The organism is Streptomyces sp. NPDC001380, from assembly GCF_042895785.1.
In the GTDB taxonomy this organism is placed as follows: Bacteria; Actinomycetota; Actinomycetes; order Streptomycetales; family Streptomycetaceae; genus Peterkaempfera.
The window spans coordinates 53,875-79,728 of record NZ_JBIAWP010000015.1 but is presented as its reverse complement, the minus strand read 5'-3'; the positions used below and the strand labels follow the sequence as shown (position 1 = coordinate 79,728).

Here is a 25,854-nt window from a genome sequence, read left to right as displayed (position 1 = left end):
GGCGGGCGCCGCCCGGGGCGGACCGGGCCCCGCCCGGTCCGGTCAGGCGGCCGGGATCATCCCGTGCGGGTCCAGGACGTACTTGCGGGCGGCGCCCGCGTCGAACTCCCGGTAGCCGCGCGGCGCCTCCTCCAGCGGGATGGGCGTGGCGTTTACCGCGTCCGCGATGTGCACCTTCTCGTGCAGGATCGCCTGCATCAGCCGCCGGTGGTAGCGCATCACCGGGCACTGGCCGGTCGCGAACGACAGCGACTTCGCCCAGCCCAGCCCGATCCGGATGGAGAGCGACCCCTGCTGGGCGGCCTCGTCGGCGGCGCCCGGGTCGCCGGTGACGTACAGGCCCGGGATGCCGACCGCGCCGCCCGCCGCCGTGACGTCCATGACGGTGTTCAGCACCGTCGCCGGGCGCTCGGTGGCGGCGTCGCCGCCGTGGCCGCGGGCCTCGAAGCCGACCGCGTCCACCGCGCAGTCCACCTCGGGCACCCCCAGGATCTGCTCGATCTGGTCCCGCGGCTCGCCCTGGGAGATGTCGGCGGTCTCGCAGCCGAAGCTGCGGGCCTGCGCCAGCCGCTCCGGGTTGAGGTCGCCCACGATCACCACGGCCGCGCCGAGGAGCTGGGCCCCGGCCGCCGCCGCCAGTCCCACCGGGCCCGCCCCGGCGACGTACACGGTCGAGCCGACCGTGACGCCGGCGGTGACGCAGCCGTGGAAGCCGGTCGGGAAGATGTCCGAGAGCATCGTCAGGTCGCGGATCTTCTCCAGGGCCCGGTCGCGGTCCGGGAAGACCAGGACGTTCCAGTCGGCGTACGGCACCAGCACGTACTGCGCCTGGCCGCCGACCCAGCCGCCCATGTCCACGTAGCCGTAGGCGGAGCCCGGGCGGTCCGGGTTCACGTTCAGGCAGATGCCCGTCTTGCCCTCCTTGCAGTTGCGGCACCGGCCGCAGGCGATGTTGAAGGGCACCGAGACCAGGTCGCCGACCTTGACGAACTCCACGTCCCGGCCGGTCTCCACCACCTCGCCGGTGATCTCGTGCCCCAGCACCAGCCCGGGCGGGGCGGTGGTGCGGCCGCGCACCATGTGCTGGTCGCTGCCGCAGATGTTGGTGGCGACGCACTTCACGATGACGCCGTGGTGGCACTCGCGTCCCACGTTGGCCGGGTTCACGCCCGGCCCGTCCTTCAGCACGAAGCCCGGGTAGTCGGTGCTCTCGACCTCGACCCGGCCCGGCTCCTTGTACACGACCGCCTTGTTGCCCGGCATGGTTCGTCCTCCCGTGCCGCTCGTGGGCTGCTCGGACTCCCGTGCACCTCCCTCCGCTCCGTGGGGGCCGCGCCCCTCCGTCCGGAGCGGGCCCCTCCCTCCAGGGTGGCCCCGCCAGGCCGCGGCCGCAGGTCGCCGCCCGCCGCCGTTCGCCGCCGCCCCCGCGGCCCGCCGCGGTGTCACACGGAGGCGACACACGGGCCACGCTGCGTACTTTTCCGGGGCGAGAGGTGTCATATCGGGCACGACGGGAAGGACGGACTGCGACCCGGGAGCGGCCCGGCCGCCCCGGGCCCGACACCGCCCGTCCCCGCACCGACCGCCCCGACGCCGGGCGACGACCGACAGGAGGCACTGTGCCCCGTTCCCCCCAGCGCGCGGCCGCGGCCGCGGCGACCTCGCTCCTTCTGGCCTGCGGCCTCGCCGCCGCCGCGACCACCGCCTCCGGCGCCCCCGCGCCGTCCCCGGCGGCAGCCGCACCGGGCTCGCAGGAGGCGCAGTCCTCGCCCGCGGGGGCCCCGACCGGCTTCGTCGACCTGCCCGCGCGGCCGGTCGCGGACGACGGCGCGGCCCACGAGCTCACCGTGCACTACCGGAACACGGGGACCGCCGCCCGCACCGTCGCCCCCCAGGTCCTCGTCGAGTCGCCCGACGCCGGCCCGTACCTGGCCCCCTCCGACCTGCGGCTGGAGCGGTTCGACCCGGCGACCCGCACCTGGGCCCCCATGGCCCTGGGCACCCAGACCGGCACCCTGTACACCGCCATCCCCGCCGCCGGGCGGCGGCTGGCGCCGGGCGCGGACCTGGACGTCCGCTACCGCCTCACGGTGGAGCCCGCCGGCATGTCCGCCGCCCGGCACGCCGTGGTCCAGCCCCGGATCGTGCTCTTCGGCTCCGCCGCGGCCTGAGCCCGGCGGGCGCCGCCCGGCCGCCCCCCCCGCCGCCCCCACCCGGAGGCACGGCGGGGGAGGCACGGCGGGCGCAGCCCCTCGGGAGCGGCCCCCGGACCCCGGCCGGAGCCGGCCGGGAGGGCGTGCCGCCGGAGGGTCAGAGGTACAGCCCGTCCGAGGCCGGGGCCGGCGACGGCAGCAGGGGGGAGCGGCCCCGCCGCAGGGCGTACAGCTCCGCCAGCGTCGACGGGCCGGGCGCGTCGCCGCCGCCACCGCCCCCGTCCGCCAGCCACCGCGCCGACTCCTCCCCGGTCAGCGGGCCCACCTCGACCCGCGCCAGGCAGCGGCCCGGCCGCACCACGGCGGGGTGCAGCCGCTCCACGTCCTCGTTGGTGGTGATGGCCACCAGGACGTTGCGCCCCTGCCCCAGCAGGCCGTCGGTGAGGTTCAGCAGCCGGGACAGCGCCTGTCCGGTGGCCCGCTTGGCGCCGCCGCGGATCAGCTCGTCGCAGTCCTCCAGGAGCAGCATCCGCCACCGCTGCGCGTCGTCCTGCGTGGCCAGCGCCACCTGGAGCAGGTAGCCGGGGTCCGAGAAGAGCTGCTCCGGGTCCAGCACGCAGTCGACCCGGCACCAGTCGCGCCACGACCGGGCCAGCGTGCGCAGCACCGAGGTCTTGCCGGTGCCCGGCGGCCCGTGGAGCAGGAGCAGCCGCCCGGTGACCTCCTCGGGGCGGACCCCCATGAGCGCGTCGAAGCAGGCGGCCACCGGCGCGGTGTAGTTGCCGTGCACCTCGGACCAGGTCTCGGCGCTGATCCGCCGGGTGGTCCGGCTCGGGCCGTGGCCGGTGAGGTGCCAGAAGCCCATGAGGACCACGTCCTCCTCCGCCGGGGGCGGCTCCTCCGCGCCGTCGACGGCCTGGGCGAGGACCTGTTCGGCCAGGTCGTCCGCCACGGCGGTGACGGTGACGTCCGCGTGTCGGCCGCCGCCGTGGCCGGTCCAGCGGTTCACCTTCACCGTCCACCCGTCGCCCTCGGCGAGCAGCGCGGACCGGTTCTTCTCCCGGGAGGACCGGACCACCCGGCCGCCGGGCGGCAGCAGCGTGGCGTCCCCCTTCACCCGCTGGAGGGAGGTGGAGCGGCACCAGGGCTGCTCGCCGGAGGTGAAGCGGGCCAGGGCGAGGGCGTCGACCACGTCGAAGGGGGAGTCGCTGTCGTCCAGCTGCACCTGCATCGGCAGCGCGCGGTGGACCTCGGCGGCGGGGGCTCCGTTCGCGGAGTGCTCTGCGGACATGGCGCCATGATCCGGCACCCGCAGGCCCCTGCCCACCGCTTTCCCCACTTCGCCACCCCGCCGGACCGGCGGACGGCGGCGCGGCCCGGCGGGTGCGCCGGACCGGCGTGCGCCGGGGGACCGTCCCGGCAGGCGCGGCCGCGTGCCGTCCCCCCTCCCGGACGGGCCGGACCGGACCGCACCCGGGGCGCGGCGCAGGAGGGCCCCGGGCAGGGGCGGCGGGACATCCGGCGGGAAAGGCGGCGGGACATCCGGCGGGAGGGGGAGGCGGGGAGCGTACGACCGCCGGTGCCGCACCAGTGCGGGGTGCGACACCGGCGACCGTGCTTGGCGGTCCGGCCGACCCTCAACGGCCGACCGCCGGTCCGTACGCCACCGGGAGTCCGGCCCCCGCAGCGTCGGGGGGGCCGTACAGCGACTCGAGGCCGGCGTCGGATGTCTCTGCAGCGCGCGAGGTGCACGGATACCGTGCAACGACGGCTTCACCCTTCGAACGAAAGCCGGCCGGGTCCTTGCCCTGCAGCGCTCACGCATATATTGCTTTCCGGTTTCCCGGACGTCAATCCCAGCAGTATGTTCACTTCCTGAATTCACCGTGACGCAGTGTGGTGATCCGTGTGCGCAGCGGCTGTCGACTGAGCGCTTGCTCACCCCTGTTGCGCCCGCCCGCCCGGCGGCTACGCTCGCGGCCATGACGGAGCCCCTCCCCGGCGCGCCCCGCGTCGCCCACCGCACCTGCCCGCTCTGCGAGGCCACCTGCGGCCTCACGGTGACCGTGGACGGGCCCTCCGGGGCCGTCCGGGTGCGCGGCGACGACCAGGACCCCTTCAGCCGCGGCTACCTCTGCCCCAAGGGCGTCGCCCTCGGCGAGCTCCACACCGACCCCGACCGCCTGCGCGCCCCCCTGGTGCGGCGCGGCACCGGGTGGACCGAGGTGGGCTGGGACGAGGCGTTCGACGAGGCCGGCCGCCTCCTCGCCCCCCTGCTGCGCGACCACGGCCGCGACAGCGTCGGCATCTACCTCGGCAACCCGGTCGTCCACAACCACGCCCTCTCCCTCTACGCCCCCGTGCTGGTCCACGCCCTCGGCACCGGATACCGCTTCAGCGCCTCCACCGTCGACCAGATGCCCAAGCAGGTCGCCTGCGGCCTGATGTACGGCACCGAGCTGTCGGTCACCGTCCCCGACGTCGACCGCACCGACTACCTGCTCGTCCTCGGCGCCAACCCGCTGGTCTCCAACGGCAGCCTCCTCACCGCCCCCGACCTGCCCGGACGGCTGCGCGCCCTGCGCCGCCGCGGCGGCCGCCTGGTCGTGGTGGACCCGCGCCGCACCCGCACCGCCGAGGCCGCCGACGAGCACCTGCCGATCCGGCCCGGCACCGACGCCCTGCTGCTGGCCGGGATCGCCCGCACCCTCCTCGCCGAGGACCTGGCCGACCCCGGCCCGGCCGCGCCGCACCTCAACGGCCTGGACGAGCTGCGCGCCGCCCTGGAGCCCTTCACCCCCGAAGCCGTCGCCGCCGCCACCCGCGTCCCCGCCGCGACCGTGCGCCGCCTCGCCCGCGAGCTGGCCGCCGCGCCCAGCGCCGCCGTCTACGGCCGCATCGGGACCACCACCACCGCCTTCGGCACCGCCGCCAGCTGGCTGGTGGACGTCGTCAACGCCCTCACGGGCAACCTCGACCGCCCCGGCGGCGTCCTGTGGCCCGAGCCCGCCGCCGGCTCCCCGAACACCGCGGGCGAGCCGGGACGCGGACGGGGCGTGCGCATCCCCGGCTCGCGCCGCACCCGGGTCCGCGGCCTGCCGAGCGTCTTCGGCGAGTTCCCCGCCGCCGCCCTCGCCGAGGAGATCGACACGCCCGGCCCCGGCGGCGAGCGCCTGCGCGGTCTGGTCACCGTCGCCGGCAACCCCGTGCTCTCCACCCCCGGCGGCGCCCGCCTCGCCGCCGCCCTCGGCTCCCTCGACGCCGTGGTCAGCGTCGACCCGTACCTCAACGAGACCACCCGCCACGCCCACGTGGTCCTGCCCGGCCCCTCCCCGCTGGCCCGCAGCCACTACGACCTGGTCTTCACCGGCTTCGCCGTCCGCAACACCGCCAAGTACTCCCCGCCGACCCTGGACCGCGCGCAGGGGGAGCCCGACGAGTCCGAGATCCTGCTGCGGCTCGCCTGCGCGGCCCTCGGCGGCGGCGTCACGCCCGACGAGCTGGACGACCTCACCGCCGCCGCGACCGCCCGCCGCATCTGCGCCGACCCCTCCTCGCCGGCCCACGGCCGGGACCCGCTGGAGCTGCTGGCCGCCGTCGGCCACCGCCGCCGCCAGGACCGCCTCCTCGACCTGATGCTGCGCGGCGGCCCCTACGGCGACGGCTTCGGCGCCAAGCCCGACGGCCTCACCCTCGACGCCCTGGAGCAGGCCCCCCACGGCCTCGACCTCGGTCCGCTGCGCCCCCGCCTGCCCGGCGTGCTGCGCACCCCCAGCGGCCGGGTCGAGCTCGCCCCGCCGCAGCTCCTCGCCGAGGCGCGCCGCCTCGCGGACCACCTGGCGGAGCTCACCGCCGCCCCCGGCGGCGGACTGCTGCTGGTCGGCCGCCGCCAGCTGCGCTCCAACAACTCCTGGATGCACAACCTGCCGCTGCTGGCCGGCGGCTCCAACCGCTGCACCCTCCAGCTCCACCCCGCCGACGCCGCACGCCTAGGCGTGGCCGACGGGCGGCCGGTCCTGCTGCGCTCGCGCACCGGGGAGCTGCACGCCACCGCCGAGGTCACCGACTCCGTCGCCGAGGGCGTGGTGAGCCTGCCGCACGGCTGGGGCCACGACGACCCCGGCGTCCGCGCCTCGGTCGCCGCCCGCCGCCCCGGCGTCAACAGCAACCTGCTCACCGACGCGTCACCCCTCGACCCCCTGTCCGGTACCGCCGTCCTCAACGGCATCCCCGTCGAGGTCGTGGCGACACGCCCGCACACCGCGGGTGCGGACGCGTGAGCGCCCCACCCGCCCCTGACGGCACAGCAGTTGCGGCCGCACGGTACGGTGACCAATCACAGGGACGGTTGTATGACGGCCGCCCCGCACGGGTAGTCTTCGCCCACGGCCCTGGCGCCTGGTAGGGGTGGGAAGTCTCATGGAACAGATGCATGTGCGCAGCAGGGCCCGCGTGCCGGCCATCCAGTGCGGAGCCGGCGCAACGGGTCGGCGCATCGACCGCCACCTGGCGGTCCTGGGCGCGCCCGCGCTCCCGGCGGTCGACACCGCCGACGCGGCAGGCCTGATAAGGGAGCTCACACCGCGCGGCGTGAGCACGCCGGCAGCCCCGGGCCGCGGCAGCGCCCGGGTCTCGCTGCTCGCACCGCTCCGGCGGCTGCGGCGCAGCCTCTTCGGAGGCCGCGGCTGACTCCCCGCACCTCGGCGAGGGCCCGGCGGACACCCGTCCGCCGGGCCCTCGCCGTCCTGTGCGCGCCCCTGAAGCCCTGCGCGCGCCCCCTCCGCGCCGCACCCGGCACCCGGCCCCCGCGGCGCGCCCGGGACCGCCTTCCGCGGCAAAGCGGCCCTCCGCAGGAGTCGATCCTCCCCGGGCTGGGCATGGATCACGGCGCGGGCCGCCCCGCGCCGCGGCCCGGTGCCCCGGCCCCATGCCGTGGCCCGGTGCCCCGGCCGCGTACCGTGGCCCGGTGCCCCGGCCGCGTACCGGCCGCGACTGCCGGGCAGGTGCCAGTGACGGACGGCCCCCCGGGGACCCCGAGCGAGGAGACACGATGGTGCACGAGCGGGCCGGGCAGCCGGCGCAGCCCGGAGACCTGGTGGACGTGGCGCGGCTGGTGACGGCCTACTACGCCCTCCACCCCGACCCGGCCGACCCCGCGCAGCGGGTCGCCTTCGGCACCTCCGGCCACCGGGGCTCCTCCCTGAACGCGGCCTTCAACGAGGACCACATCGCCGCCACCAGCCAGGCGATCTGCGACCACCGCGCCGCGCAGGGCACCGACGGGCCGCTCTTCCTCGGCGCCGACACCCACGCCCTGTCCGAGCCCGCCCGGGTCACCGCGCTGGAGGTGCTGGCCGCCAACGGCGTCACCGTCCTGGTCGACTCCGCGGACGGCTACACCCCCACCCCCGCCGTCTCGCACGCGATCCTCGCGCACAACCGCGGCCGCACCTCCGGCCTCGCCGACGGCATCGTGGTGACGCCCTCCCACAACCCGCCCGCCGACGGCGGCTTCAAGTACAACCCGCCGAACGGCGGCCCGGCCGCCTCCGACGCCACCTCCTGGATCCAGGACCGCGCCAACGCCCTCATCGAGGGCGGCCTCAAGGAGGTCCGCCGCATCCCGTACACCCGGGCGCTGGCCGCCGACACCACCGGCCGCCACGACTTCCTCGGCGCCTACGTCGACGACCTGCCCGCCGTCCTCGACCTCGACGCCGTCCGCGACGCCGGGGTGCGGATCGGCGCCGACCCCCTCGGCGGCGCCTCCGTCGCCTACTGGGGCCGCATCGCCGAACGCCACCGCCTCGACCTCACCGTGGTCAACCCGCTCGCCGACCCCACCTGGCGGTTCATGACGCTGGACTGGGACGGGAAGATCCGCATGGACTGCTCCTCCCCGTACGCGATGGCCTCCCTCATCGCGCAGCGCGACGCCTACACCGTCGCCACCGGGAACGACGCCGACGCGGACCGGCACGGCATCGTCACCCCCGACGGCGGCCTGATGAACCCCAACCACTACCTCGCCGTCGCCATCCGCTACCTCTTCTCCCACCGCGACGGCTGGCCGGCGGGGGCCGGGATCGGCAAGACCCTCGTCTCCTCCTCCATGATCGACCGGGTGGCGCAGGACCTCGGCCGGCGGCTCGTCGAGGTCCCGGTCGGCTTCAAGTGGTTCGTCGACGGCCTCTTCGACGGCAGCATCGGCTTCGGCGGCGAGGAGTCCGCCGGCGCCTCCTTCCTGCGCCGCGACGGCGGGGTGTGGACCACCGACAAGGACGGCATCCTGCTGGCCCTGCTCGCCTCCGAGATCACCGCCGTCACCGGCAGCACCCCCTCGCAGCACTACGCCGAGCTCACCGCCCGCTTCGGCGACCCCGCCTACGCGCGCGTCGACGCCCCCGCCACCCGCGAGGAGAAGGCCGTCCTGGCGAAGCTCTCCCCGGACCGGGTCACCGCCGACACCCTGGCCGGCGAACCTGTCACCGCCGTCCTCACCGAGGCCCCCGGCAACGGCGCCGCCATCGGCGGGCTCAAGGTCTGCACCGACAGCGCCTGGTTCGCCGCCCGGCCCTCCGGCACCGAGGACGTCTACAAGGTCTACGCCGAGAGCTTCCGGGGGCCCGAGCACCTCGCCCGCGTCCAGGACGAGGCCAGGGCCCTCGTCGCCGCAGCCCTCGGCGACGCCGGATGACGGCCGCCGGGGGGAGCGCCGAGGCGGCCCGCGGCGGCGCCGCCCGGCGCCCGCGGGTCGCCCTGCTGACCCGCGAGTACCCGCCGGACGTCTACGGCGGCGCCGGGGTCCACGCCGAGTTCCTCGCCCGCGAGCTGCGGCGCCTCACCGACCTGGAGGTCCACTGCTGGGCCGTCGCCGGGCAGGACGGCCACGCCGTCCACCGCGCCGCCCGCGAGGGCGTCCACCGCCACCCGGTGCCCGCCGACCTCGCCGCCGCCGACACCGCCCTGCGCACCTTCGGCGTCGACCTGGCCATGGCCGACGCCGTCGCCGGCCGCGACCTGGTCCACAGCCACACCTGGTACACCAACCTGGCCGGGCACCTCGCCAAGCTCCTGCACGGCATCCCCCACGTGGTGACCGCCCACTCGCTGGAGCCGCTGCGGCCCTGGAAGGCCGAGCAGCTCGGCGGCGGCTACGCCCTCTCCTCGTGGGCCGAGCGCACCGCCGTGGAGGCCGCCGACGCCGTCGTCGCCGTCTCCCACGGCATGCGGCGGGACCTGCTGGACTGCTACCCGGCGCTGGACCCGGCCCGGGTGCACGTCGTCCACAACGGCATCGACACCGGCCTGTACCGGCCCGACCCGGACACCGGCGTGCTGCGGCGGCACGGCATCGACCCCGGCCGCCCCACCGTGGTCTTCGTCGGCCGCATCACCCGGCAGAAGGGCGTGCCCCACCTGCTGCGCGCCGCCCGCGCCTTCGAGCCCGGCGTGCAGCTGGTGCTCTGCGCGGGCGCGCCCGACACCGAGGCGCTCGGCGACGAGTTCCACGATCTGGTCACGGAGCTGCGGCAGCAGCGCGAGGGCGTCTTCTGGATCCCCGAGATGCTGCCCCGCGAGGACGTCGTCCAGCTCCTCACCCACGCCACCGTCTTCGCCTGCCCCTCGGTCTACGAGCCGCTCGGCATCGTCAACCTGGAGGCGATGGCGTGCGGCACCGCCGTTGTCGCCTCCGACGTCGGCGGCATCCCCGAGGTGGTCGACCACGGGCGCACCGGCCTGCTCGTCCCCTGCCGGGAGGACGACCCGGCCGGGTTCGAGGCCGGGCTCGCCGCCTCCGTCAACGCCCTGGTCGGCGACCCGGAGCGGGCGGCGGCCATGGGCGCCGAGGGGCGGCGCCGCGCGGAGGAGGAGTTCGGCTGGGACGCGGTGGCCCGGCGCACGGTCGCGCTCTACGAGGAGCTGCTGGCCGGGCGCTGAGGCCGCCGACGGACCCGGGGCGGTACCGGAACCGGCCCCGGGTCCGCCGCGGCGCGGCACGGAACGCCGCGGCACGGCGCGGGAAGGCGCCGCACGCACCCGTGCGGCGCAGGGCGGGAAGGAGCGCAGGATGCGCGGTGGACCATCGGTGCTGGGCGTCGTACTCGCGGGCGGGGAGGGCAAGCGGCTGATGCCGCTCACCGCCGCCCGCGCCAAACCCGCCGTGCCCTTCGGCGGCGCCTACCGGCTCGTGGACTTCGTCCTCTCCAACCTCGTCAACGGCGGCATCACCCGCATCTGCGTCCTCACCCAGTACAAGTCGTCCTCGCTCGACCGCCACCTGGCCACCACCTGGCGGCTCTCCGGCCTCACCGGCGACTACGTCACCCCCGTGCCCGCGCAGCAGCGCCTCGGCCCCCGCTGGTACCTGGGCAGCGCCGACGCCGTCTACCAGTCGCTCAACCTCGTCCACGACGAGCAGCCCGACCACATCGTGGTGTTCGGCGCCGACCACGTCTACCGCATGGACCCGCAGCAGATGCTGCAGGCCCACATCGAGTCCGGCGCGGGCGTCACCGTCGCCGGGATCAGGGTGCCGCGCGAGCAGGCGTCCGGCTTCGGCGTGATCTCCACCGCCTCCGACGGGCGGCGCGTCTCCGACTTCCTGGAGAAGCCCGCCGACCCGCCCGGCCTGCCCGGCGACCCCGGCCGGGTGTTCGCCTCCATGGGCAACTACGTCTTCTCCACCAAGGTCCTCGTCGACGCCCTGCAGCGCGACGCCGAGAACCCCTCCTCCCGCCACGACATGGGCGGCGACATCATGCCGATGCTCGCCGGCAGCGGGCAGGCGATGGTGTACGACTTCGACGACAACCACGTGCCCGGCGAGACCGAGCGCGACCACGGCTACTGGCGGGACGTCGGCACCCTGGACTCCTACTACGAGGCCCACCTGGACCTCATCTCGATCCACCCCGTCTTCAACCTGTACAACCGGCAGTGGCCGATCTTCACCCACCCCGCGCAGCTGCCGCCCGCCAAGTTCGTCGCGGGCGGCATCGCGGGCGAGTCCATGGTCAGCGCCGGATGCATCGTCAGCGGGCAGGTCACCCAGTCGGTGCTCTCACCGGGCGTCGTCGTCGAGGAGGGCGCCGTCGTCCAGGGCTCGGTGCTGCTGGACGGGGTGCGGATCGGCCGCGGCGCGGTGGTCCGCCGGGCGATCCTCGACAAGAACGTCGTCGTGCCGCCCGGCGCCACCATCGGCGTCAACCCGCAGCGCGACCGTGAGCTCTACACCGTCTCTGCGGCCGGCGTGGTGGCCCTCGCCAAGGGGCAGCGGGTCGACTGACCGCGGGCGGGGACGGCCGGGGGCCGGGTTCCGGCCGTCCGCCGCGGCGGCGGCATCCCGGCGGGATGCCGCCGCCGGACCGGGGTAGGGGAGCGGGGCACCGCCGGGGCATGCGGGCCCGCGGCTCCCACCGGTTGTCCACCCGGCCCCGGCAGACTCCCGCAGAACCCGGCAGAACCCGGCAGAACCCGGCAGACCCCGGCAGAGAGGACCCCGCGATGACGGCCCAGACCGAGGAGGCGCAGACGCAGGCCCCCACCGCCGGTCTCCCGCCCGCCCCCTACGCCGGCCGCTACCGGCTCCAGGGGCTCCTCGGCAGCGGCGCCACCGCCGACGTCCACCGGGCCGTCGACGAGCGCTTGGGCCGCCCCGTCGCCCTGAAGGTCTTCCGCCCCGAGTGCGGTCCCGAGGCCGGCGCCCGGTTCGCCGGCGAGGCGCGGCTCCTCGCCCGCCTCGACCACCCCGGCCTGGTGACGGTCTACGACTACGGGCACTGCGACGGCCGGTCCCACCTCGCCCTGGAACTCGTCGAGGGCCGCTCCCTGCGGGACGTGCTGCGCGACGGTCCGCTGCCGCCCGCCGACGTGGCGCCCTTCGGCGCCGCCCTGGCCCGCGCCCTCGCGCACGTCCACGCCCGGGGGGTCGTCCACCGCGACGTCAAGCCCGCCAACGTCCTCGTCGACCGGGAGGGCTCCCCCCGCCTCGCCGACTTCGGCGTCTCCCGCCTGGTCGACGGCGGCGGCATGACCGCCACCAACAAGGTGGTCGGCACCGCCGCCTACCTCGCCCCGGAGCAGGTGCGCGGCCTCGGTGCCTGCACGGCCTCCGACGTCTACGCCCTCGGGCTGCTGCTGCTGGAGTGCCTGACGGGCCGCCGGGAGTACCCCGGGCCGCCGATGGAGTCCGCCGTCGCGCGCCTGCACCGCTCCCCGGCCGTCCCCGGCGGCGAGGCCCGGCTCCCCACCCTCCTGCGCCGGATGACCGCCGGGCGGCCCGAGGACCGCCCCGACGCCCGGACCTGCGGCCTCCTGCTCGACCAGGCCGGTACGGCCGAGGCGGAGGCCCCCGTCCCCGCCCCCCGCCGCCCGCACCGGCGCCCCGTGCTCGCCGTCGCCGCCGGGCTCGCCTGCGCCGGACTCGCCTGCGGGGGCGCCACCCTGGCGGCCTCCGGCAGTGCGGACCGGGCGTCCGCTCCGGGCGGGCCCTCCGCCCCGGCGGCCGGCGGGCCGTCCGCGCCCGCCGCCCACGGGTCCGGACCCGCCCGGACCGCCGCTCCCCGCACCCCGGCCCTCCGCACCTCCGCCCCCGGGGGCGTCGCCCCCGTGTCCGCCCGGATCCGCCCCGGAGGCCCCGCGGCGGCCCGTACGGCCTCCAAGGCCGCGGCCTCCGGCGCGGCCAAGGGCCATGCCCGCCAGAAGGGCGGCGGCAAGGCCAAGGGCGCCGAGGGCAAGGGGGAGGGGAAGGGCGGCGACGGCAAGGGGCACGGGAAGGGCAATCCGAAGGGGGAGGGCAAGGGCGGCGAGGGTAAGGGGCACGGGAAGGGCAAGCCGAAGGGCGGGGCCGAGGGGAACGGCAGGGCGAAGGCCGAGGGCGAGGGGCACGGCGGGGGAGGGCGCCCGGGCCCGGGCGACGGCCCCGGCAGTGTCCGCGGCCACGGCCCCCGCTGACGGTCCCGGTCCCGCCCGCAGCCGCCCGTCCGGGGCTCCGCGCCCCCGGGACACCGGCCCCGCGGACCCGCAGGCCCCACCCCCTCCGGCAGACCCGCAGGCCCCCCGCAGACCCCCGGGCCCACCTTCGCGGACCCGCCCCCGGCCCCCGGCCCCGCCCGCCGGGTGGCGCGGCGGCCCCGGTGGTGGCCGCGCCCCGCGGCCGGGTAGGGATCCGGGCAGGTCCGCCGGGTCCCCGGCGGCGCCCCGCCCCGTCCCGGAGACCCGCGCATGCTCCTGCACCGCCTGGCCCTCGCCTCCCGCGCCGCCGCCGAGGAGCCGGCCCGCAACGCCAAGACCGCCCTGCTCGCCGCCTGCCTGCGCGAGCTGGGCCCGGAGGAGGCCCCCGCCGCGGTGGCGCTGCTGTCGGGCGAGTCCCGGCGGCAGCGGATCGGGGTCGGCCCGGCCGCCCTGCGGGACCTCCCGCCCCCGGCGGACCGCCCCTCCCTCGGCGTCCGCGAGACCGAGGACGCCCTGGCCGTCCTCGCCGCCGTGCACGGCGCGGGCGCCCGGGCCGAGCGCAGCCGCCTGCTCCACGCCCTCCTCGGCCGCGCCACCGCCGAGGAGCAGCGCCTTCTCACGGGCGTCCTGGTCGGCGAGCTGCGCCAGGGCGCGCTGGACGCCGTGGTGGGCGACGCCGTCGCGAAGGCGGCGGACGTGCCGGCGGCCGACGTGCGCAGGGCGCTCATGTTCCGCGGTTCGGCACGGGCCGTCGCCGAGGCCGCCCTCACCGGCGGCGCCCCCGCGCTGCGCGCCTTCAACCTGGAGGTCGGCCGTCCGGTGCGGCCGATGCTCGCCGCCTCCGCGCCCGACGTCGCCGCCGCCCTGGAGCGGATCAGCCCCGCGGCCCTGGAGTGGAAGCTCGACGGCATCCGGGTGCAGGTGCACCGCGACGGGGACGACGTGGCGGTCTTCACCCGCAGCCTGGACGACATCACCGCCCGGGTGCCGGAGGTGGTCGAGGCCGCCGCCTCCCTGCCGCTGCGCAGCGCCGTCCTCGACGGCGAGGCCCTGGCCCTCGCCCCGGACGGCCGGCCCCGCCCGTTCCAGGTCACCGCCGCCCGCACCGCCTCCCGGCAGGACCCGGAGCGGCTGCGCGCCGAGGTGCCGCTCCACGTCCTCTTCTTCGACCTGCTGCACCGCGACGGCGAGGACCTGCTCGACCTGCCCGGCGGCCGCCGCTGGGACGCCCTCGGCCAGGCCCTGCCGTCCGGACTGCGGGTGCCGCGCACGGTCACCGGCGACCCGGACGAGGCGCACGCCTTCCTCCGCGGCGCCCTGGGGCGCGGCCACGAGGGCGTGGTCGTCAAGGACCCGGACGCCCCGTACGCGGCCGGACGCCGGGGCGCGGGCTGGATCAAGGTGAAGCCCCGCCACACCCTCGACCTGGTGGTGACGGCCGCGGAGTGGGGGAGCGGGCGCCGCCGCGGCCTGCTGAGCAACCTCCACCTGGCGGCGCGCGGCGGGGAGGCCGACGGGCTGGGCCCGTGGGTGATGCTTGGCAAGACCTTCAAGGGCCTCACCGACGACCTGCTGGCCTGGCAGACCCGGGAGCTGCTGGCCCGCGAGGTCGACCGCTCCGCCTCCACGGTGCACGTCCGCCCGGAGCTGGTGGTGGAGATCGCCTTCGACGGCCTGCAGCGCAGCCCCCGGTACCCGGCGGGGCTGGCGCTGCGGTTCGCCCGGGTGCTGCGGTACCGCGACGACAAGGGACCGGCGGAGGCCGACACCGTCGCCGCGGTGCGCGAGCTGGCCGCCGAGGGGCTGTAGGCGCCGCCGCTGCCGCCGGACACCGGCCCGGGAGGGTCCCGAAGGGCTCAGAAGGGCTCAGAAGGCGTAGCGGACGGTGAGCCAGGGCGCGTGGGCGGCCACCAGCTCCCGCATCCGCTGCACCGCCGGGCCCTTGACCCCGGCGCGGTAGCGGACGTTCCACGCGCCGTTCTCCGAGCGCTTGCCCTCCTGGAGCCCCGGCCGCCACAGCACCTCCTCGGCGCGCGGGTGCCAGCCCAGGTTCACCTCGTGCAGCTCCCGGTTGTGGGTCAGCAGGATGACCTCGGCGGCGGCCTGCGCCTTGACGGCGGCAGGGAGCACGTCGTCCATCCGGCGCAGCAGGTCCGCCCAGGCGTCCTCCCAGCCGGGCCGCAGCACCACCGGCGAGAGGTTGAAGTGGACCTCGTACCCGGCCTCCAGGAAGTCCCCGGCCGCGGCGATCCGCTCGGCCACCGGGCTGGTGCGCACGTCGAGCAGCCGGGAGTCCTCCGGCGGCATCACCGAGAAGCGGATCCGGGTCCGGCCGCGGGGGTCGAGGTCCAGCAGGTCCCGGTTGACGAACTTGGTCGCGAAGGACGCCTTGGCCGTCGGCCAGCCGCGGAAGGCCCGCACCAGGTCGGCGGTGTTGTCGCAGATCAGCGCGTCGACCGAGCAGTCGCCGTTCTCGCCGACGTCGTACACCCAGGCGTCCGGGTCGCACTGGTTGGGCTCGGGCTTGGGACCCTGGCGGGCGACGTGCCGGTCGAGGTGGGCGACGATCCGGTCGATGTTGGTGAAGACGGTGACCGGGTTGGCGTACCCCTTGCGGCGCGGGACGTAGCAGTACGCGCACGCCATGGCGCAGCCGTTGGAGGCGCCGGGCGCGATCCAGTCCGCGGAGCGGCCGTTGGGCCGGGTGGTGAGCGTCTTGCGGACGCCCAGCACCAGCGTCTCCGTCTTCACCCGCACCCAGCGCTCGACGTTGCCCTCGTTGCCGTGCAGGCGGGGGATCCGCCAGTGCGAGTCCACCTCCACCAGCCGGGCCCCCGGGAACCGCGCCAGCACCTGGCGGCCGCGCGGCGAGGCGGCGGCCTCCGGCTCCGCGTAGACCTCCCGCACGTCGAACAGGCGGGCCGCGGCGGCCGGGGCGCGGTGGCCGCCCGCGGGGGCGGGCAGCACGTCCTCCAGCGGGAAGAGGCCCTCGGGCTCGGGGCCCGGGCCGTCGGGCCGGCGGACTCCGGAGCGGGGGCCGTCGGAGCGGGGGCCGTCGGACCGGGGGTCCTCGGACTGGGGGCGCATGCGGGCTCCGGTGGTGCGGGGCGGTACCGCCGGTCAGCCTAGCGGCCGGCCCGTACGGATGGCGGCAGCGCCGGGCCGGGGCACGGGTCCGGATCCGGGGTAGGCGGTGCACGGGCCGGCGCGGACCCGCCGGGCGTGCCCGCGGCCGCACGGCGGACGGCGGCAGGGCGCGGACGGCGGGACGCGTGCGGCAGGACAGGGAACGGCAGGACAGGGAACGGCAGGACAGGGAACGGCAGGGCGTGCGGAGGCGCGCCCGGCGACGACCGGGAGGCGGCGTGGACCAGCGGGACGGGACGGCGGCGGTGGACGGAACGGCGGGGGGCGCGGCGGGCGCGGGCGGCGCGGCGTCCGTGGGCGACGCGCACTGCCGCCCGCCCGGCACCCCCGACGCCGCCGTGGAGGCCGCCGGCCGCTTCTCGGAGGCACTGGAGCGGCTGGAGCGGGCCCGCGGGGCCCTGTACGACTTCCACCAGCTCGTCGGCCGGGCCGACGCGATGCTCGACGACGTGGTGGCGTCCCTGGAGGCGCTGGGCCGCGACCGCCTCGCCGCCGAGGTGCGCGACCGCCTCGTGGGCCGCAACGTCCTCCAGGGGCGGTGGACCTTCCAGGTCGTCGAGGAGTTCGACGACGGGTACTACGCCCTCTTCCGCGAACTGGAGAAGAGGACCCGTCAGGAACTCGTCGGCGGGCGGCGGCACGTGTACGAGGCCGAGATGAAGCAGCGCCGCCGCACCGCCGGGCACCCCGGCCACGAGGCCGCGCCGGGCACCTGACCCGCCGCAGCAACGGCCGGACGCCCCCTTACGGCGGGCCGGGCGTCCGGCCGGGCCCGACGGCCGCACCGCACCGCGGCGCGCACCGACCCGCACGGCACCGACCCGCACGGCACCGACCCGCACCGACCCGTACCGCACCGACCCGCACGGCACCGCGGCGCGCCCGGACCCGCGGGGCGTGCCGCACCGGCGGCCCCGGACCGGCACGATGGGTCCATGGCCGACACCTTCCTCACCCGCGCCTTCGACCTCACCACCGGCTCCCGGGAGGCGGCGGTGGACATCACCGACCGCTGCGCCGCCTTCCTCGACGAGACCGCCGGCGGCCGCGACGGCCTGCTGAACGTCTTCGTCCCCCACGCCACCGCCGGGATCGCGGTCATCGAGACGGGCGCGGGCAGCGACGACGACCTGCTGGCCGCCCTCCGGGACCTCCTGCCCGCCGACGACCGGTGGCGCCACCGCCACGGCAGCGCCGGGCACGGCCGCGACCACGTCCTGCCCGCCCTCGTCCCCCCGCACGCCACGCTGCCCGTGGTGGAGGGCCGTCTGGCGCTGGGCACCTGGCAGTCCGTCGTGCTGGTCGACACCAACCGCGACAACCCGCGCCGCACCGTCCGCCTCTCCTTCCTCGGGGCCTGACCGGCCGCCCGCGGCGCCGCCGGCCCGGCCCTGCTGTGCGGTCCGGCGGGCTCCGGGTGCCCCGCGGACACGGGGAGGGGCCGCGGTGCGCGCTCCTGATCACCGCCGGCCTCATGGCCGCGCTGTACGGCATCGTCGGCGCCGCGACGTACGGGTGGGCTGCGCCCCGCACGCTCGTCCCGCTCCTCGCGGGCGCGGCCCTGGTCGCGGCCTTCCTCCTGCGCCAGTCCCGCGCCCGTACCCCCCTGCTCCCGCTGCGCGTGCTGCGCCCGCGCGCCGTGGCCGGCGCCAACCTCGTCCAACTCCTCCTGGTCGCGGCCCTGTCCGCCTTCCAGGTCCTGGTGGCGCTCTACCTGCAGAACGTCCTCGGCTACGGCGCGACCCGCACCGGCCTGGCGATGCTGCCCGCCGCCCTCGCCATCGGCGCCGTCTCGCTGGGCGCCTCGGCCCGGCTGATCGCCCGGCACGGGGAGCGTGCCGTGCTGCGTGCCGGGCTCGTCCTGCTGACCGGTGCCCTCGCCCTGCTCGCCAGGCTGCCCGTGCACGCCGACTACGTCCGTGACGTGCTGCCCTCCATGCTGCTCGTCGCCGGGTTCGGCCTGGCGATGCGCGCGCTCACCGCACTGGGCATGTCCGGCGCCGACGCCCGGCAGGCCGGACTCGTCTCGGGCCTGTTCACCACCACCCAGCAGATCGGCTCGGCGCTCGGCGTGGCACTGCTGTCCGCCCTGGCGGCCACCCGCACCGACGCCCTCGTACGCCAGGGCGGCTCCCGTCCCGGCGCGCTCACCGGGGGCTACCACCTCGCCTTCGCCGTCGGAGCGGGGCTGCTCCTCCTGGCCCTGTCGGCCGCGACGGTCCTGCTCCGGCGGCACCCGGCGCCCCGCCCGCCCGCGGCGCCGGGGCCCGCGAGTGCGCGGAGGCCCGGCCGGCGGCCCGAACCGGCCGCAGGTCCGGCCTCGTGATCCGGCACCCCGGCCCGACCGCGTGACGACGATCTGCAGGCGAGGCGTTCCGCCACGGCACCCGCGCCCCGGACCGCCGACGCCGTGGCGGACCGCCGACCCGGCGGGCGGGCCGCCGTCGCCCCGGCCCGCCCGGCGCGGGACGGCTCCAGCCGCCACGCCCCGCACCGCGACCGGGTGCGCCCGCGTCCTCGGCCCCCGGTCCGCGGCGCGCCGCCGGCGGTCCCGGAGCGCGGGTGCACGGCGCCCCTCGGGCCGGAACGCCGCACCGGCGAGGGGCTTTCGGGCACACTTTCCGTCCGCTCCTCACCGTCCCTTCCCGCACCAGCGGGGCCCGGCACAGACTGACGCGCGATCATGTGCCGGCGCTCCCGGAGGAACGGCCCTCCCCGCCGGCACCGCCGACGAAGGGCCCCCCTTGCCACTTCCCCGCCCCTCCAGGCCGGCGCTGACAGCCGTCGGTGCCGCCCTCGCGGTCCTGGCCGCGATCACGCCGGCCACCGCCGGCGCGGCACAGCCGCCGCCCCCCGGCTCGTCCCCTCCGCCCTCCGCCGCGGCGACCGCACGGCGCGACGCGGCCCCGCACACGGTCACCCTGATCACGGGCGACCGGGTCACCGTGACCAGGACCCCGGACGGGCACGCCACCACGACGGTGGACGCCCCCGGCGGCGGCCCGGCGGGCGCCCACGTGATGACGGTGGGCCGGAGCACCTATGTCTATCCGGACTCGGCGCTGCCCTACCTCGCCTCCGGAGCGCTCGACGAGCGCCTCTTCGACGTCACCGGCCTCATCGAGTCCGGCTACGACGACGCGCACACCGACCAGCTTCCGCTGATCGTCACCTACACCGACGCTGCGGCCCGGTCGCGCAGCCAGGCGGTGCCGCAGGGGGCGCGCCGGACCCGGACGCTGAGCAGCATCCAGGGCGCGGCCCTGGCCGAGAGCCGCTCCCGGGCGGCGGACTTCTGGGGCGCCCTGACCGGCGGCCGGAACGCCGCCGCGGCGGGCCGCCGCACCGCCGCCCCCGTCCTGTCCTCCGGCATCGCCAAGGTCTGGCTGGACGGCAAGGCCAGGGCGCTGCTGTCCGACACCACCGCGCAGATCGGCGCCCCCGCGGTCTGGACGTCCGGGAACACCGGCCAGAACGTGGACGTCGCGGTCCTCGACACCGGCATCGACGACGCCCACCCGGACTTCTCGGGGCGGATCGCCGCCGAGGCCAGCTTCGTCCCCGGTGAGGACACCACCGACCGGGTGGGCCACGGCACCCACGTCGCCTCGACCGTCGCCGGCACCGGCGCCGCCTCGGCCGGCAGGGAGCGGGGCGTCGCCCCCGGTGCCCGGCTGCACATCGGCAAGGTGCTCGACGACAACGGCACCGGCCAGGACTCGTGGATCGTGGCCGGCATGGAGTGGGCCGCCCGGGAGCAGCACGCCAGGGTCATCAGCATGAGCCTGGGCGGCGATCCCGGTGAGGGCGCCGACCCGCTGGTCCAGGCGGTCGACCGGCTCAGCGCGGAGACCGGGGCGCTCTTCGTCATCGCCGCCGGCAACGCGGGCCCGGCCCCGTTCAGCGTGGGCTCGCCCGGGACCGCGGACGCCGCGCTCACGGTCGGTGCGGTGGACACCTCCGACCGGCTGGCGGGCTTCTCCAGCCGCGGCCCGCGCCTGGGCGACAACGGCCTCAAGCCTGAGATCACCGCCCCCGGTGTCGCCGTGACCGCGGCCCGGTCGCAGTACGCCCCGATGGGCGAGGGCTCCTACCTCACCCTGAGCGGCACCTCGATGGCGACGCCCCATGTCGCCGGCGCCGCCGCCCTGCTGGCCGCCGAGCACCCGGACTGGACGGGCCCGCAGCTGAAGGACGCCCTGGTCAGCACCGCCAGGGCCACCCCGCAGTACAGCCCGTACGCCGGCGGGAGCGGCCGGCTGGACGTCGCGTCGGCCGTGCAGGCCGACGTGTTCGCCACCGCGACGGCGTTCGCCTCGGCGCACTGGCCGTACTCCGCGGGGCAGACCGTCCGCAAGGACGTCACGTACACCAACACCGGCTCCGGTGCGGTCACCCTGGACCTGGCGCTGCACGCCCCGGGCGTGCCCACCGGGCTCCTCACGCTGACCTCCCCCCGGGTGACCGTGCCCGCCCACGGCACCGCCACGGTGGGCGTGATGAGCCACCTCGACGCGGCGGACGACGACACCGGCTACAGCGCCGCGCTCACCGCCTCCGGCCCGGACGGCGCGGTGCGCGCCCGGACGCTGGTGGGGGTCAACAGGCAGAGCCGGCGCATCACCCTCTCCGTCCGGGCCGAGGACCGCGACGGCTCCGCCCTGCCCGGCCTCCTGGTGCTGAAGGACGTCGCCCGGGACACGCTGCCGAGGGTCGTCCAGATCGACGCGTCCGGCACGGTGGACCTGACCCTGCGTCCGAGCACCTACGCGGCCTGGATGTACGCCGACGTCCGGGGCCTCGACAGCCCGCACTCGCTCAGCCGCGCGGTGCTCAGCGCCCCCGAGGTGGTCGCCGACCAGGACCGGACGCTGGTCCTCGACGCCTCCGCGCTGCGCAGGGTCCGCGCCGTCACCCCGCGGGCCGGCACCCAGAGCTTCCTCCGGGTCGACCAGTACCGCTCCTACGGCACGCTGCACCGCTTCGTCGACAGCTACCAGCTGGAACCCTGGCTGTTCGACAGCCTCTGGGCCACCCCGACGCGCAGGGTGACCCAGGGCTCGTACACCTTCGCCACCCGCTGGCGCCTGGTGCAGCCCCCGCTCACCGTCTCGGCCGGCGGGGAGGGCTACGGCAGCGTGCACCTGCAGAGCCTCTCCCCCAAGCCCGCCGAGGGCACCGGCAGGTACCCGCTGGCCTGGGCCGGGGACGGCTCGGCGGCCGAGTTCGCCGGGATCCGGGTCCGGGGCGGGATCGCGGTCGTCCGCCGCAGTGGCACGGTGGCCGCGACCGAGCAGGCCGCCGCGGCCGCCAGGGCGGGCGCACGGCTGCTGCTGATCCTGAACGACGGCTACGGCCCGCTGGACGCCTGGGCCGACCTCCCCATGGAGCAGGCCCCGTCGCTGCCGGTGGCCTCGCTGGACACCGACGACGGCGCACGGCTGCTCCGCCGGATCCGCCACGGCCTGACGGGGCTCGAGCTGTCCGCCCACCCCTATCCGCACTACCTCTACGACCTGGTGCGGCACCACGACGGCGCGATCCCCGCCGACCCGGGCTACCGCCCCGGCCCGGGCGAGCTGGCCCGGATCGACGAGTCGGTGCGCGACACCGGCCCGGGAGAGGCCGTGGACGTCCGCTACGACCTGTCCACCGACCTCTCGTGGGCGATGGGCGCCGCGACCACCCAGGTCCGGGCGCAGGGCGCGTACACGGTCTGGCTCACCGCCGCTCCCGGCGTCGAGTGGGTCACCCAGGTGGCCGTCCCGGACCTCACCGAGACCGGCCGCTCGCTCTCGTACCGGCCCCGCAGCACCACCGCGGAGGCCTGGCTCGCCCCCGTGCAGCACCCCCGGCTGCTGAGCGACAGCGCCATGGCGATCCCGCCCTCGCGGATCGGCGACATCATCGGGGTCTACGCCATGCCGGTCTGGGGCGACTCGGACGGCCACACCGGCATCGTCTTCGACGGCGGGACGACCCAGCAGACCTCGCTCTACCAGGGCGACCGGCTGGTCGCCGAGGGCGGCTACTACGTCTTCGCCGACGTGTCACCGGACCCGCTGCCGTACCGGATGGTGGTGGACGCCACGCGTGACCTGCCGAACCGGCCCTACTCCACGCGCACGCACACCGAGTGGGCGTTCACCTCGGTGTTCCGCGACCACACCACACAGGTGCCGCTCTCCCTGGTGCAGCTGGACTACGCGGTGGCGACCGACCTGTCGGGGCGGGCCCGCCGGCACACCGCACTGACGGTCACCCCGTCGCACCTGCCGGGCGCCACCGGCACGGGCCGGATCGGGGACGTCACCCTGGAGGCCTCCTACGACGACGGGAGGACCTGGCACCCGGTCCGGCTGCGCCGCACCGGTCCCGGCTGGAAGGGCCGCCTGGACGCACCGGCAGGGGCCCGGTGGGCGACGCTGCGGGCGGCCGCCCGGGACACCGCGGGCAACTCCGTGAGCCAGACGGTCGTCCGGGCGTTCGGCCTGAGGTAACCGCCGGAGCCGCACGCCGTCCGGCGGCCGTCCGGGGCGGGGTGCCCGGGCACCCCGCCCCTCGCCGTCCGCCCGTGCGGGCGGCCGGGCCAGGGCTTGGAGGAATGCCGCGGCTGCGGGCGGCCCCGGCGTCGTGCGCCGTGCCGGACGGGGCCGGTGGCGTCCCGACGTACCGGGGGGCACCCCTGTCCCGGAGGCCGGGGGAGGCACGGCCCCGGCGACCGGGCGGGGCGGGCGGCGGCGGCGCGTCAGGGCGTGGGGGCCGGCGCCGCGGCCTCCCAGGCGAACCCGTCCGGGTCGGTGAAGGGCCCGGCGTCGCCGCCGATCGTGAGCCGGTGCGACCCGGTGCCGTCGGGGGAGACGCCGACGTCCTTGGCCAGGGCGCGGCGCCTGTACAGCGCCAGCTTGACGGGGCTCGGCCCGGCGGCGAACTCGGTGTACACGCGGCCGAAGCTCTTCGCCACGGCAAGGCCCCGGTCGACGTAGAACCGCCTGCTCGCGGCCACGTCGGCGACTCCCAGCAGGAGCACGACCTCGTCGATCCGCCGGGTGGCGGGGCCGGTGTCCTTCTTCGCCGAGGTCGCGACCTTCCAGATCGTCCCGTCCGGGGCCCGGACGACACCGCCGTAGCCCCAGAGCGACTTCGTGGCGGGCTTCAGCAGCGTGGCGCCTGCGTCGAGGGCGGCGCCGACGAGGCCGTCGACGGTGGACGGCTGGGACACCGTGAGCGCCAGCGTGAACCCGCGGAAGCCGGTGGTGGGCTCCTCCGAGGCCCGCAGGCCTATCCGGGTGCCCAGGCCGAAGGCGGCGGTGTGGAAGCGGTCGGCGGCCGCGGGGTCGGCCACGCCGAGGGTGACGGATGCGATGGAGGTCATGGCCCTCACGCTAGGTGCGGCCCGGTGACCGGCGCTTCTCGATTCCTGACCGATCCGGCCGCCCGTCCCGCACCGCCCGTCCGGCCCCGCGCAGTCACGTCCTCGCCGTCCTCGCCGTCCCCGCCGTCCTCACCGTCCCCGCCGTCCTCACCGTCCCCGCGCACCGCCCGGCGCCGCGCCGCCCGGGACCGCCTCCCCGGTGACCACGGACCGGGACACCGCCTCCCCCCTCGGCCTCCGGCCGCCGGTCCGGCTCCGCGCGCCGCCGGCCTCGGTCCCGTCTCATCGATCGCCGCCGGCCTGATGGTCCGCGAGGCCCCCGTGGTCCGCTGGGAGCCCGCCCTGGTGGCCGGGCAGGACGCCGCCGACCTCAGCGACGACGAGTTCCACGGATGCGGCGTGGACGCCGGCGTCGGCTGCTTCCTCGACGCTGCCGCCCACCAGGCCTTCCCCGGCACCCAGGACGGCACGGGACCGGTGTGGGAGGCGCTGGACGCCGGCGGGAACGGCCCCGCGGACTTCGTCGTCGAGGGCGAGGACGGCCATACGGCCGCCGTCTTCTCCTCCGACCGGTGCGACGGCTGCTACCCGACCTGGATCGGCCGCGACGCCGCCGGCGAGGTCGCCTGCTTCGTCACGGACTTCCTCCTCGTCCGTCCCGACCGCATCGTCGTCCCTGCCCGAGCCGGCCCCGGCGGTCCGGGCGATCCGAAGTCGCGACAATCATGCACGTTCGCAGGCCGCAGCGCTGCGACGGGTCCGTGCCCGGATCGTCACGGCCACAGCGAAGGCCCGGTCGGGCCGGGCGGCCCCGCGAAGTCGCCCCGGACCACCGGAGCTCCGACTTCCCGCAACTGCGGTCGCCGCCGTGGACGCGGCCCACCGCCTGCCGTCGCCGACCCGGGCGCGAGCACGTGCTGCCCGCCCTCGTCCCCCCGCACCGCCCGTGGTGGAGGGCCGCCTGGCAGTCCGTCGTGCTGGTCGACACCAACCGCGCCGGGCAGCGCCGCACCGTCCGCCTCCCTTTCCTCGGCGGCCGGCCGTCGAGCCGGGGCCTCGCCGGCCTCCCGGGAGGCCGGCCCAGCACGCCCGAAGTGCGGTCGGCACGACTCCGGCGCACTCTGGATACGGACGGGACACCGGGTGCGGCCGGACCGTCGGTCTGCGGTCCGTGTCCGGGGCAGGGCCTCGTCGCCGTCCGGCGCCGCGGGAGACGTCCCCGGGAGCCCCGGGCCGCCCGCCGGTCGGGGACGGGCGGTCGTCCGGGACCGCGGCCTTGGCCTCCTGTGCGACGCAGACCTGCGGTCGGTCCGGTCCGCGCCGACCGGGCCCGGCCGCGCCGTCCCCTCGCCTTCCCACGCCCGCCGACCGAAACCCGGTGGGGGCCTCCTCTTCTCTTCCCCGGCCCGTCGGCGGACACCATCCGCCGGCGCAGGCGGCCGGACCTCGCCGGCGGCCGGTCAGGAACCCCGGCCCGGGACCCGGCTCGGCCGCCGTCCGCCCCGAGGCCCGAAGCGGAGGAGGAACATGAAGGACCTGAAATTCACGCAGAAGCGTCCCGTCTCACGCCTCGAGGCCGCGGAGCGGCTCATGGCGCTCGCGAACGCCCTGAAGGGCGACGGGGAGATCGAGTGGGACACCGGCCACGGCCGGCTGACCCTGCGCGTCCCGGGCGAACTGCAGAGCGAGGTCGAGATCGAGGTGGGGGAGGGCAAGGTGGAGTTGGAGATCGAACTGGAGTGGTCGACCACGGACCCTCGCCCGGCGCCACGCAAGGCCGTCGGAGGGAGGGAGGAGAAGGCGGTCCGGCGCAAGGGCTCCCCGCGTGATCCCGCGTCGGGGCGCGCCGGCCCCGGCACCCCCGGGAGCACGTCCGCGAAGCGCCCCGCCGAGCCGTCCTGATCCCGGTCCGCGGTCCGGCACCCGCCCGGCCGCACCGGAGGAGACCCTGCCCCCGGCCCATCGGGGCCGGACGGGCCGATCCGAAGGAAGGGACGCCGCCATGGGCCTCGCCGTGCACAGGTTCAGAGGCAGGATCAAGGAGATCGCCGGAAAGGCCGTCGGCAGTGAGCGGCTCGAGGCCGAAGGCAGGACGGATCAGGCGAAGGCCGGGATCCGCAGAGCGGCGATGAACGCCCGTGAGCGCGCCCGGGGCGTCAGGGACTCATTGAGGCGGGGCCGCTTCTGACCCGTGTCCCGGGTGGCCGCGGACGGCGCGCGGCA

At 77.1% G+C, this 25,854-nt stretch carries 18 protein-coding genes and 1 pseudogene; 15 read left to right on the top strand and 4 right to left on the bottom strand.

Annotated features, from left to right (window positions below; translation table 11 throughout):
* Positions 1 to 42: 42 nt before the first annotated feature.
* On the bottom strand, positions 43 to 1,263 hold the full coding sequence (fdhA, locus tag ACFY07_RS19325) for a formaldehyde dehydrogenase, glutathione-independent (protein ID WP_390869976.1): 1,221 nt from the start codon (positions 1,261 to 1,263) through the stop codon (positions 43 to 45).
* A gap of 356 nt (positions 1,264 to 1,619) precedes the next feature.
* Between fdhA and ACFY07_RS19320 the strand changes: the two genes are divergently transcribed.
* On the top strand, positions 1,620 to 2,171 hold the full coding sequence (locus ACFY07_RS19320; RefSeq protein WP_390869974.1) for a signal peptide protein: 552 nt from the start codon (positions 1,620 to 1,622) through the stop codon (positions 2,169 to 2,171).
* A 139-nt stretch (positions 2,172 to 2,310) separates the two neighbouring features.
* Here the strand turns inward: ACFY07_RS19320 and ACFY07_RS19315 are convergent, their stop codons facing one another.
* Positions 2,311 to 3,444, bottom strand: a complete 1,134-nt coding sequence (locus ACFY07_RS19315; RefSeq protein ID WP_390869972.1) for a DUF5925 domain-containing protein — start codon at positions 3,442 to 3,444, stop codon at positions 2,311 to 2,313.
* A 691-nt stretch (positions 3,445 to 4,135) separates the two neighbouring features.
* On the opposite strand from ACFY07_RS19315, the gene ACFY07_RS19310 reads away from it, so the two are divergent.
* The 7 genes from ACFY07_RS19310 (at position 4,136) to ACFY07_RS19280 (ending at position 14,918) form a co-directional block, all read left to right on the top strand.
* Positions 4,136 to 6,433, top strand: coding sequence for a molybdopterin-dependent oxidoreductase (locus ACFY07_RS19310; RefSeq protein ID WP_390869970.1), 2,298 nt, complete (start codon positions 4,136 to 4,138; stop codon positions 6,431 to 6,433).
* Between the two features lie 139 nt (positions 6,434 to 6,572).
* Positions 6,573 to 6,842: a hypothetical protein gene (locus ACFY07_RS19305; RefSeq protein WP_230653864.1), complete on the top strand. Its 270-nt coding sequence runs from the start codon at positions 6,573 to 6,575 to the stop codon at positions 6,840 to 6,842.
* A gap of 361 nt (positions 6,843 to 7,203) precedes the next feature.
* Complete coding sequence (gene pgm, locus ACFY07_RS19300) at positions 7,204 to 8,850, top strand: phosphoglucomutase (alpha-D-glucose-1,6-bisphosphate-dependent) (protein ID WP_390869968.1); 1,647 nt, start codon at positions 7,204 to 7,206, stop codon at positions 8,848 to 8,850.
* Complete coding sequence (gene glgA / locus ACFY07_RS19295; protein ID WP_390869966.1) at positions 8,847 to 10,094, top strand: glycogen synthase; 1,248 nt, start codon at positions 8,847 to 8,849, stop codon at positions 10,092 to 10,094. Before pgm ends, glgA begins: the two co-directional genes overlap by 4 nt.
* Before the next feature lie 130 nt (positions 10,095 to 10,224).
* A complete protein-coding gene (gene glgC, locus ACFY07_RS19290) occupies positions 10,225 to 11,442 on the top strand; it encodes a glucose-1-phosphate adenylyltransferase (protein ID WP_390869964.1) in 1,218 nt (405 codons plus the stop codon).
* A 218-nt stretch (positions 11,443 to 11,660) separates the two neighbouring features.
* The gene (locus tag ACFY07_RS19285) at positions 11,661 to 13,109 is read left to right on the top strand and encodes a serine/threonine-protein kinase (protein ID WP_390869962.1); all 1,449 of its coding nucleotides are present in this window, start codon (positions 11,661 to 11,663) and stop codon (positions 13,107 to 13,109) included.
* A 270-nt stretch (positions 13,110 to 13,379) separates the two neighbouring features.
* Complete coding sequence (locus ACFY07_RS19280) at positions 13,380 to 14,918, top strand: ATP-dependent DNA ligase (RefSeq protein ID WP_390869960.1); 1,539 nt, start codon at positions 13,380 to 13,382, stop codon at positions 14,916 to 14,918.
* A 57-nt stretch (positions 14,919 to 14,975) separates the two neighbouring features.
* On the opposite strand, the gene ACFY07_RS19275 is transcribed toward ACFY07_RS19280, so the two are convergent.
* Positions 14,976 to 16,196, bottom strand: coding sequence for a spore photoproduct lyase family protein (locus tag ACFY07_RS19275; protein ID WP_390869958.1), 1,221 nt, complete (start codon positions 16,194 to 16,196; stop codon positions 14,976 to 14,978).
* 353 nt (positions 16,197 to 16,549) lie between these two features.
* Between ACFY07_RS19275 and ACFY07_RS19270 the strand changes: the two genes are divergently transcribed.
* The 4 genes from ACFY07_RS19270 (at position 16,550) to ACFY07_RS19255 (ending at position 22,756) form a co-directional block, all read left to right on the top strand.
* Positions 16,550 to 16,972, top strand: a complete 423-nt coding sequence (locus ACFY07_RS19270) for a hypothetical protein (RefSeq protein WP_390870109.1) — start codon at positions 16,550 to 16,552, stop codon at positions 16,970 to 16,972.
* 219 nt (positions 16,973 to 17,191) lie between these two features.
* Positions 17,192 to 17,617 carry a secondary thiamine-phosphate synthase enzyme YjbQ gene (locus ACFY07_RS19265; RefSeq protein WP_390869957.1) on the top strand — a complete coding sequence of 142 codons (426 nt, stop codon included), beginning with the start codon at positions 17,192 to 17,194 and terminating at the stop codon, positions 17,615 to 17,617.
* Positions 17,618 to 17,730: 113 nt separating this feature from the next.
* Positions 17,731 to 18,582 carry an MFS transporter gene (locus tag ACFY07_RS19260; protein WP_390869955.1) on the top strand — a complete coding sequence of 284 codons (852 nt, stop codon included), beginning with the start codon at positions 17,731 to 17,733 and terminating at the stop codon, positions 18,580 to 18,582.
* Between the two features lie 418 nt (positions 18,583 to 19,000).
* On the top strand, positions 19,001 to 22,756 hold the full coding sequence (locus ACFY07_RS19255; protein ID WP_390869953.1) for a S8 family serine peptidase: 3,756 nt from the start codon (positions 19,001 to 19,003) through the stop codon (positions 22,754 to 22,756).
* Between the two features lie 248 nt (positions 22,757 to 23,004).
* On the opposite strand, the gene ACFY07_RS19250 is transcribed toward ACFY07_RS19255, so the two are convergent.
* Positions 23,005 to 23,631, bottom strand: coding sequence for a glyoxalase (locus tag ACFY07_RS19250; RefSeq protein WP_390869951.1), 627 nt, complete (start codon positions 23,629 to 23,631; stop codon positions 23,005 to 23,007).
* 303 nt (positions 23,632 to 23,934) lie between these two features.
* Between ACFY07_RS19250 and ACFY07_RS19245 the strand changes: the two are divergent.
* From ACFY07_RS19245 to ACFY07_RS19235, 3 genes and pseudogenes are all read left to right on the top strand, one after another.
* A pseudogene (locus ACFY07_RS19245) lies at positions 23,935 to 24,210 on the top strand (DUF4241 domain-containing protein); the annotation flags it as partial.
* A 948-nt stretch (positions 24,211 to 25,158) separates the two neighbouring features.
* Positions 25,159 to 25,533 (top strand): amphi-Trp domain-containing protein, encoded by a 375-nt coding sequence (locus tag ACFY07_RS19240; protein ID WP_390870107.1) that lies wholly within the window; start codon positions 25,159 to 25,161, stop codon positions 25,531 to 25,533.
* Between the two features lie 100 nt (positions 25,534 to 25,633).
* Positions 25,634 to 25,819 carry a CsbD family protein gene (locus ACFY07_RS19235; RefSeq protein ID WP_390869949.1) on the top strand — a complete coding sequence of 62 codons (186 nt, stop codon included), beginning with the start codon at positions 25,634 to 25,636 and terminating at the stop codon, positions 25,817 to 25,819.
* The last annotated feature ends 35 nt before the right edge of the window (positions 25,820 to 25,854 follow it).

Bases quoted from the DNA above. Each gene is read 5' to 3' on its own strand.
- ACFY07_RS19285 (WP_390869962.1), top strand. From the start codon at position 11,661: ATGACGGCCCAGACCGAGGAGGCGCAGACGCAGGCCCCCACCGCCGGT.
- ACFY07_RS19260 (WP_390869955.1), top strand. From the start codon at position 17,731: ATGGCCGCGCTGTACGGCATCGTCGGCGCCGCGACGTACGGGTGGGCT.
- ACFY07_RS19235 (WP_390869949.1), top strand. From the start codon at position 25,634: ATGGGCCTCGCCGTGCACAGGTTCAGAGGCAGGATCAAGGAGATCGCC.
- ACFY07_RS19315 (WP_390869972.1), bottom strand. From the start codon at position 3,444: ATGTCCGCAGAGCACTCCGCGAACGGAGCCCCCGCCGCCGAGGTCCAC.
- pgm (WP_390869968.1), top strand. From the start codon at position 7,204: ATGGTGCACGAGCGGGCCGGGCAGCCGGCGCAGCCCGGAGACCTGGTG.
- ACFY07_RS19240 (WP_390870107.1), top strand. From the start codon at position 25,159: ATGAAGGACCTGAAATTCACGCAGAAGCGTCCCGTCTCACGCCTCGAG.
- ACFY07_RS19275 (WP_390869958.1), bottom strand. From the start codon at position 16,196: ATGCGCCCCCAGTCCGAGGACCCCCGGTCCGACGGCCCCCGCTCCGAC.
- ACFY07_RS19265 (WP_390869957.1), top strand. From the start codon at position 17,192: ATGGCCGACACCTTCCTCACCCGCGCCTTCGACCTCACCACCGGCTCC.
- ACFY07_RS19250 (WP_390869951.1), bottom strand. From the start codon at position 23,631: ATGACCTCCATCGCATCCGTCACCCTCGGCGTGGCCGACCCCGCGGCC.
- ACFY07_RS19310 (WP_390869970.1), top strand. From the start codon at position 4,136: ATGACGGAGCCCCTCCCCGGCGCGCCCCGCGTCGCCCACCGCACCTGC.
- ACFY07_RS19305 (WP_230653864.1), top strand. From the start codon at position 6,573: ATGGAACAGATGCATGTGCGCAGCAGGGCCCGCGTGCCGGCCATCCAG.
- glgA (WP_390869966.1), top strand. From the start codon at position 8,847: ATGACGGCCGCCGGGGGGAGCGCCGAGGCGGCCCGCGGCGGCGCCGCC.
- ACFY07_RS19280 (WP_390869960.1), top strand. From the start codon at position 13,380: ATGCTCCTGCACCGCCTGGCCCTCGCCTCCCGCGCCGCCGCCGAGGAG.
- fdhA (WP_390869976.1), bottom strand. From the start codon at position 1,263: ATGCCGGGCAACAAGGCGGTCGTGTACAAGGAGCCGGGCCGGGTCGAG.
- glgC (WP_390869964.1), top strand. From the start codon at position 10,225: ATGCGCGGTGGACCATCGGTGCTGGGCGTCGTACTCGCGGGCGGGGAG.